General features: G+C 43.8%; 7 protein-coding genes. All 7 read right to left on the bottom strand.

The genetic code is table 11. From position 1 onward, the window contains the following. Nucleotides 1-62: 62 nt before the first annotated feature. Nucleotides 63-812 (bottom strand): polyketide synthase, encoded by a 750-nt coding sequence (locus WA325_RS00885; RefSeq protein ID WP_202852804.1) that lies wholly within the window; start codon nt 810-812, stop codon nt 63-65. Between the two features lie 43 nt (nt 813-855). Next, nucleotides 856-1,638, bottom strand: a complete 783-nt coding sequence (locus tag WA325_RS00880) for an enoyl-CoA hydratase/isomerase (RefSeq protein WP_227599148.1) — start codon at nt 1,636-1,638, stop codon at nt 856-858. Beyond that, nucleotides 1,626-2,888 (bottom strand): hydroxymethylglutaryl-CoA synthase family protein, encoded by a 1,263-nt coding sequence (locus tag WA325_RS00875; protein WP_336183069.1) that lies wholly within the window; start codon nt 2,886-2,888, stop codon nt 1,626-1,628. The genes WA325_RS00880 and WA325_RS00875 overlap by 13 nt, the downstream gene beginning before the upstream one ends. Then, nucleotides 2,889-4,136 carry a beta-ketoacyl synthase N-terminal-like domain-containing protein gene (locus tag WA325_RS00870; RefSeq protein ID WP_336183068.1) on the bottom strand — a complete coding sequence of 416 codons (1,248 nt, stop codon included), beginning with the start codon at nt 4,134-4,136 and terminating at the stop codon, nt 2,889-2,891. Next, nucleotides 4,114-4,362 carry an acyl carrier protein gene (locus WA325_RS00865; protein ID WP_024121473.1) on the bottom strand — a complete coding sequence of 83 codons (249 nt, stop codon included), beginning with the start codon at nt 4,360-4,362 and terminating at the stop codon, nt 4,114-4,116. The genes WA325_RS00870 and WA325_RS00865 overlap by 23 nt, the downstream gene beginning before the upstream one ends. A gap of 93 nt (nt 4,363-4,455) precedes the next feature. Then, the gene (gene fabD, locus WA325_RS00860; protein WP_336183067.1) at nt 4,456-6,759 is read right to left on the bottom strand and encodes an ACP S-malonyltransferase; all 2,304 of its coding nucleotides are present in this window, start codon (nt 6,757-6,759) and stop codon (nt 4,456-4,458) included. A gap of 5 nt (nt 6,760-6,764) precedes the next feature. Beyond that, nucleotides 6,765-7,730 carry an acyltransferase domain-containing protein gene (locus tag WA325_RS00855; RefSeq protein ID WP_336183066.1) on the bottom strand — a complete coding sequence of 322 codons (966 nt, stop codon included), beginning with the start codon at nt 7,728-7,730 and terminating at the stop codon, nt 6,765-6,767. Between the last annotated feature and the right edge of the window lie 245 nt (nt 7,731-7,975).

Raw genomic sequence — 7,975 nt, 5'->3', positions numbered from 1 at the left:
AGAGCTGCCTCCATTTCACCTGCACATTTTTATGTATCACACGACGATCGTTTCTAAATCAATTAATTCCCATATAAACCTGTGATTCTCGTTTTGACTTCGTCTTGATGAAATGTTTTCTCATGCATAACGAGCTCCTGTTCTATCACGCGGGAAAGCTGCTCGCGAAGCGGCGCAACCAAGTGGTCTTTTAATGTAATTAAGGAGTTTCTCGGTTTTTCCGCCAGCTCACGCGCCAGCTCCACAGCATACTCCAAAACTTCAGATCGAGGGAGGACTTGAAAGGGTATTCCTCTTTTTTCGAGATCGGCTCCCCGGTAATTGCCTGCATTCATTAATAACTCCTGCGCCAAGCTGAACCCGAGTTTTTGGGGAACGATAAAAGTAGCTCCCATACCCGGTGTAAACCCGTATTTCATAAAATTAGTGGTATACACGCTCTCCCTGCTCAGAATAACAAAATCAGCAAAGAGCCCCATGACAAAGCCGCCCCCAATTCCGTGACCCTGCATGGCAGCAATGACGGGAATTCTGCAATCAAGTGCCAGAGAATAGAGATTGTCATCAGTAAACTTAGTGATTCCTTGCTGGATTCTCAGCAAACCTTCTTGTGTTCCGCCTGAAGCAAAATAATTGTCGTATCCCGTTAAAATCACTGCTTTATAGCTTTGTTGATTGCGAATGAATTCGAACGCTTGAATTAATCCGTCTGTGAGTTCTTGCGAAAACGCGTTTTTATGAACACGGTCATGCATCTTGACCTGAATAATAGCGGGCTCGATTTCAAAAAGCTCTACAACAGAATGCGTCATGATGTCCTCCTAACGGTTTCTGATTGTATGTATTTCACACAGTTTACGGGCTCTTCTCCCAAGGGAACTGCCCCGTTTCGACGTACCTTATGATGCCCATTTGATTTTGAGGGTCGGAAAACATGTCTTGATTTTCAGTTAAAGCCATGGATTTCGTACGGCGAGGGCGGTCATCCAATGAATTGATAAACTGTTTATACCGCGCAATTGCCTTTTTATTTAACCGCCGCAAGCGCAATAAATGCTTTCTAAGCAGGACCTCGCTTTGAGCGTCACAGGCATCTACCAAGCCCCATTCCATGGCTTCCTGAACAAAAATCGGTTTTGTCATTAATGTCATATAATGCGCTTTTTGATAGCCGATCCTGCGAATCAGAAATGGCAGCACACAAGCTGGATAAAGACCAAATAATAACTCGGACAGACTGAATGATGCAGTTTGATCCGCAATGACAATATCACTGGCAGCCACAAATCCAAGACCTCCGGCATTTACTTTTCCACGCACATGTGAAATGGTGACAAAAGGACCAGTCTGCAATTTCAGCCACAAATCATAGAGAGGTTCTTGAGCACTCGCTTGTTTTCTGCCGCTTTTCATCTCCTGATATATTTCTTGAAAATCCGCTCCGAAACAAAATACCTCCGGGAGCCCCTCTAAAACAATGACCGTAACGGAAGATGTCTCACATTGATTCATCACATGTAAACATTCATCGATTAATTGGTCATTGATCGTATTATTAGCGTCAGGACGATGAAAGGTTAGATAGCAAATTGACTCTTGAAACCGGACCTTAATTGTTTGGTATGTCACGACATCCACCTGTACTTGCGATGAAACTCAGAAATTTCTTCTAAAAACAGCCTCGGCTTTTCTTGATGAAACTGCAATACCCCCGGAATCATCTCAAGATCCAGCTTGACATTACGAGTTCCGAACCGGACCATCCCGTTTCCCTTGAACAGCGTTTCATACTCATCCATTGAAAGATGATATCGATTGTCCAAGTGCTTCTCGATTTCAAATAAGCGCTGGCGTTGTTGGCCTTGAGGCGTTGCAATTCCGCTGTAAAATTCAGAACAGCAGCCTGAACCATAGGAGAAACAGCCGATTCGTTTAGGCGAGTCAAGCTGCGCTTTGTCAATAGTGCTAGCCAACGCCAGAAGCAATGCGGCTCCCATAATGTTTCCGACCCTTTGGCAGTAGAGCAATCCAGGCTGTACCCGTTTCAAAAAATCAGTTTCTATCTCAGCCGTTTTCGCCTTTGCCATCTTACGCATCATCGTCCGGTGCGCCCCTTTCACCATCCCGCCAAAAGGCGTATGGTAGGCTAGATATTGAAACGTATCTTGATAATGAGCCCCGGGTACACGTTTTTGATATTCCAAGAACGTTTGTTCACAGCAATCCAAATATGACATTAAAGACAGGTCAGCATCTCCCGCCTCACTGTCGGGAATGGGACGGCACGTATCCATCACTTCGTAGCCGTAATAGCCGTTTGCACCGGGATCAACTTGAAACACCTCGGGATTTTCGCCTATCAAAACAGCCACTGCTCCCGCTCCGGCACTCGGTTCGGCATAGGACCAATCCTCACTTAAAGCGTCTCCGCCTTCAGCGATTAAAAAACGGGAAATATCACTGGCGATGACCAGTGCTTTGGCACCCGGAGACGTCTGGGATAATATAAAATTCACTGCCATTTGAAATCCGGCAGTTCCTGAATAACAGGCTTGCTTTATTTCGAACAAACGGCAGTTGCGATTAAGCCCTAAGTATTCATGGATATAGGTGCTTAATGATTTTCCAAAATCGATCCCAGATTCGGAACAGGTGATCAGCAATTCAATCCTGTCCTTCTCTGCGTCACTTAGTGAATCAATAATCGGTTTAGCCGCATTCACTCCAAAGGTCACAGGATCTTCGTAAGGCAGTGCTACCGCTTTTTCCTTCATTAATAAATTTTCAAATCTAGCAGTATCTAAATGTCTGTGCTTGGCTAATTGCATGACATTAAGGTATGCCGTTCCGCCAAAGACATTCATCGCTTCTATTCCAGCAGAAACCATTTATGATTCGCCTCCGCATTTTTCAATGTTTTGTATACAAACAGCGGTATTCATTCCGCCAAAACCCATGCTTAAACTCAACGCGTTTTTTATGTCGTGTGAAATTGATTGATCCGTCACCCAATGCAAGGAAGGATCGATTGGATCATGTAAATTCCGGCTCGGATGCAGGCGTGATTCTTTCATTTGAAGCAATACAGAAATAATCTCAACAATGCCTGCTGCACTGAGCCCATGCCCGGTTATTGACTTTGTTGCGTTTATATAAGCATGAGAAAGACCGCAAGCATGCAGCGCCTTCAATTCAATTTCATCTCCAATGAAAGAACCCGTGCCATGGGGGTTTATGTAATCAATTTCTTCAGGTGTGAGACCGGCTCGCTCCAATGCCTTTTGTATGACATAGATCTCCCCTTCTAAAGAAGGATCAGGATTGCGGTTCCCATCTACTTTGATTGACCATCCAGACAATGCAGCATAGGGTTTTACGCCCCGGCGGACAGCCGTATCTTTTCGTTCTATCACCAATGCGCCGCAGCATTCTCCATAAATAAATCCATCTCTGTTCTGGTCAAAGGGACGGCACGCTTTTTCCGGCTCATCAGCATATTTATCCGTTCCCATAGCGCCTAAAGCCCTGAGCGCCTCACATTCCATATAGGAAATATCCATTAACGCCCCCAGTGCGATGCAAATATCAACCTCTCCTGACAGGACTTGCTGAATTGCTTGAATCACCGCTAACTGGCCGCTTGCGGAAGCACCTCCCGCCGTATAAGCTAAACCGGTAATTCCAAACTGTTCTGTACAAAGACCGCAAAGATCGCTATCCATAAAAGACAGTGCATATGCTGGCGACATGAAACCAGAGCGGTCCCTATAATTCTCATAAAGCTGGAGGGTCTCTCTTTGCTGAAAGTTCGATCCTCCTGCTACCAGCCCGATACGTGCGGAACCAGCATCGTCTAACTTCGCCTCCTCCCAGGCTTCTGAGAGAGTAACCAAAGCAGCTCGGCTGGAAAATGACGCTTTTCTTAGCAGTTTCTTAGAAAGACGGTCCGGATAAGATAACGAAGGAATTTCAGCTCCAATAAACCGGCTGTCTTTTTGTCTGCCAGGGCGCTGCATCACTTCAAAGGCATGCCTCCCAGACAACAACGAAGAAACAAAAGCCTCTTTTCCTTGGCCGATCGCTGCCGTTACTCCGACACCGGTCACCAGAATCTCAGGCGGATTGTACTTTGTCATAAAGCACCTCAGCTAATTCGCCGATGTTGTTCACACCAGACAGCTCGACACGAGGGATTTTTAATGATAAATCCTCAAGCACCATGGTTATAATTTCAGCCCTGTCTACAGAATCAGCCCCTAAATCAGCTAATCGGTCTTCAGGCTCAAAACGGTGTCCGTCCAATTCCGGAAGAACCTCACAAATATTAGTAATCAATACTTCGAAGACTTTCTGTTTATTCATAACGTTTGTCTCTCCTTTAAATGGAATGTTAAACATGCAGGCTCGGCCCAGTTTTTTCGCAATATTCAATCTTTTATTATTGCACAATAGACTTTAAAGCGCCTTTTGAGAAAATAATGCAATTCTGTCGTTAAGTAACTTTGCGGTTTCTGTCATTAATATTTTCCCGATGTCATCCACATGACGGTTCCGCCAGCTCTCTAATTCCGAGCCTTTCACCCATTGATTAAAAGCCCCTAACGCCGGGCCGCAGTGAACTTGGTAATCGACTTTAGACTCTTCGCTTCCGCTGATCGCCAATTGCGAGCTGTACCTAAAGTACCATCTGAAAATCAATGCCATCTTATGTTTCGGATTCCGTTCAGCCTTCTCAATCTCTGCCGATGGATAATGTAATTTAATATCTTCATATATTTTTTCGATACTGCGTTTAAAATATTTCTCCTCAAGCTGAGTTAAGGTCTTTTGATCGATCTCACTCAATGATCCAAATCGCTGGTAAAGTTCATGCAGCTTGCTGGCTCGCGATGGAAAAAACACACCTTTTTTCAGCACTTGCACTTTGCTGCCCGATTCGAACATATCACCCGCTGGCGCATACGCCGTATCTTGAACATTCATTTGCTGCAATAAATCTTTCACTCTGTCACTTGTGGCCGCTTCAACCGTACACTGATTGATTGAGCCGGTTAAGATAAAATCAGCACCGAGCATAAAGGCAGCCATCGCCGCCTCAGGAGTTCCTATCCCGCCTGCCGCACCGACGCGTATTTTTTTGTTATATCGATACTTTTTCATCATTTCGTCCCTTAATAATGTCATCGCCGGCATCAAGCTGTATGCGACACCGCCGTCCGTATGACCGCCTGAGTCGGCTTCCACACAAATATCCTCTGCCACAGGGATCTCCCGCAATAACTCAGCTTCACTAGTTGTGATTTTGTTTTCTCTTAAAAGCTTTTCTACCATATTCTCCGGCGCAGGACTCATAAAGGATTCGGCAACCTCCGGTCTTGAGATTTTCGCTATCATTCGATTTGCACATATCACTTCACCGTTTGGGCGCCGTTTCAATCCTTTGGCGCGATATCTTACTAAAGCAGGAGTGACACTTAGAAATGCGGAGGCTTCCAAATGTCTCACATTATGTTTCAATAAAAGATCAATCATTTTTTCTTCTGATTCAATATGCTTCATATTGTGCACCAGGTTAATGCCATAGGCTTGTCCCTTCCCCAATTTGCCTTGAATAGACAGAATCGCATCCTCAACGTCATTCAGATCCAAACCGCCCGTGCCAAAGAACCCCATCATCCCCGCTTTTGACATCTTTACAACCATTTCTTTCGAAGCAATACCGCGGTACATTCCTCCTGCAAGATAAGCATATGTAAGTTGATAGTCTTTTTTAAACTCGGCACTTCCTAATGAATGAGCTGTAATCTCAGCAGACATTCGAGCTGAATGGGCGTCAGTTTCTGCTTGTTCATTTTGCTGGCCGGGAAAGGCATTTTTCTCTGTTGTATCAGCATGATGTGTTAACGGCTCCGCTTCATTTTTTATGCGGGTAATTAAGCCGGTTAACACCTTTCCAGGACCGACTTCTTCAAACTCCATTGCTCCTCTTCCCATAAGAAAACGAATGCTGTCTGTCCATCTAACTGTGCTGTTCATTTGTTGAGACAGGGTCTCTTTTAGCCTTTCCTGTTGATAAGGCTCTGCATAAACATTCGAGATAACCGGAAAAGACAAAGGCGCAAAATGGAATGTTTCTATAAATTGCTTAAATTCTTGTTTTGCTTCATTCATATACCTGGAATGAAAAGCTCCGCTTACGTTTAATGGGTGGAACAGCTTTACATCCTGGATGGTTTCAAAAACAGCTCCAGCTTTTTCAATATCTTTTTTTTGCCCGGAAATCACAATTTGCCGAGGTGTATTCTCATTTGCCACATCAATCGTATGTAAATGATGTTCTTCTAATACGGCTGTAACTTGTTCCTTATCTAAACCGATCACCGCAGCCATACCGCCTCCAGTAATCCGTCCCATCAGCTCGCCTCTTTTTTTCACCAGCTTTAAGCCTGTTCCAAAGTCAAATGCGCCTGCTGCAAACAGCGCGTTGTATTCTCCTAAGCTATGCCCCGCCGCAAAATCAGGTTTTTCGCCGGTCTCCTCCAGCTTTTTCAAATAACTGAGTGCATTGACCACGTATAAAGACGGCTGAGTATATTGAGTATGATTGACATCGAAATAGCCTTTTTCAGTACAGAGTTTTTTGATTGAATATCCAAGTATTTGATCTGCTTGGTCCGTCAAATGCTGATATTGCTCAAAAAGTCCTTGTCCCATTCCTTTTTGCTGGGAGCCTTGTCCCGGAAAAACATATGTAATCATCTTGTTTACTTCCTTTCTAGTTTCTGTAAACGCTCAACCATCTCCAGATTTTTCAGCTCCTGATGAAATGGTGTGATGATTGAATGACAGCGATTCGCTGAATCTCCCGAGATTAATTGTTTAACAAACGCAGCTAAGGTTCCTGAAGGCCCCAAATCAATGAAATGGCAAGTATGCTGACTTTCCAAAAATTGAATAGCTTCTCGAAATCTCATTGGTCTTCTTACAGTATCCCAAAAGAAATCGTTATGAATCTCGCGAATGCTGCTTCCCGTTAAACAGGATACCAACGGGATTGAAGGGTGTTTAAAAGATTTTGATCTTAAAAATTCTTTATATACATCTTTTGCAGGATCAATAAGGGAAGAATGAAATCCGTAGGATACAGGCAGCGACTGGCAGAGAATCTCGTTCTCTCTCAGGACATCAGTGATCTGCTGTATGTTTTCACTTTCTCCCGAAATGACAAAGTGCGAATCATAATGAATGGAGGTTAATTCACTATTTTCAAATAGCTGCGGATGATCAAGTAATAGTTGCGGTTTGTCGAGTATAGCCAGCATTTTTCCTTTATCGCAGTATTTTTCGATGACGGTAGCCTGTTCAAGTATGCATTCCAGTATCTCTTTTGCGTCTAAAACACCGGAAGCAGCAGCTGACGCGAATTCTCCCAGACTTGTCCCAAGCACGTAATCAGGCTGGATTCCCTTTTCTGCGAAAACCCGATATAAAGAATACTCAACCATAAAAATAGCGGGGTGCGTATAAAGGACACGGTCAAACGGATCCGATACACGCTTAGCGGGATGATACATTTCATTGACTATAGATATGCCGATTCGCCCAGAGACAATGGCATCCATTTCAAGCATACATTGGCGAAAAACGGTGTTTCCGCTGAATAATTCTTTTCCCATATGATAGTACTGAGAGCCTTGTCCGGAAAACATAAAAACGAGTGGTTCATTCATTTGTATAACCTTCTTTTTTATGTATTTAAAGGTGAGTTACGGAAATATGATGATGCTGGCTGGCTGTGAGAAAAGCCTCGTTATATGGTTTATAACATGAATGGAAAAATGCTTTGGTTTTGTTGTTCTGGATGTGGAAGCTCGTTAATGAAGTGATCTTGGAAGTATCTGAATTTGATGTGAATCATTTTGGCATCGCCAAAAACATCGACTCTATTATGACTTAGATGTTTTTGAAATAAAGG

It is taken from the genome of Bacillus sp. 205(2023), assembly GCF_037027485.1.
Lineage (GTDB): Bacteria > Bacillota > Bacilli > Bacillales > Bacillaceae > Bacillus > Bacillus halotolerans.
Note: the sequence above shows the minus strand (reverse complement) of the source record. Positions and strands in the feature narration are given on the sequence as shown.

Coding starts and splice junctions, on each gene's coding strand:
- WA325_RS00885 (WP_202852804.1), bottom strand. CDS start 812: ATGACGCATTCTGTTGTAGAGCTTTTTGAAATCGAGCCCGCTATTATT.
- WA325_RS00875 (WP_336183069.1), bottom strand. CDS start 2,888: ATGGTTTCTGCTGGAATAGAAGCGATGAATGTCTTTGGCGGAACGGCA.
- WA325_RS00865 (WP_024121473.1), bottom strand. CDS start 4,362: ATGAATAAACAGAAAGTCTTCGAAGTATTGATTACTAATATTTGTGAG.
- WA325_RS00855 (WP_336183066.1), bottom strand. CDS start 7,730: ATGAATGAACCACTCGTTTTTATGTTTTCCGGACAAGGCTCTCAGTAC.
- WA325_RS00870 (WP_336183068.1), bottom strand. CDS start 4,136: ATGACAAAGTACAATCCGCCTGAGATTCTGGTGACCGGTGTCGGAGTA.
- fabD (WP_336183067.1), bottom strand. CDS start 6,759: ATGATTACATATGTTTTTCCGGGACAAGGCTCCCAGCAAAAAGGAATG.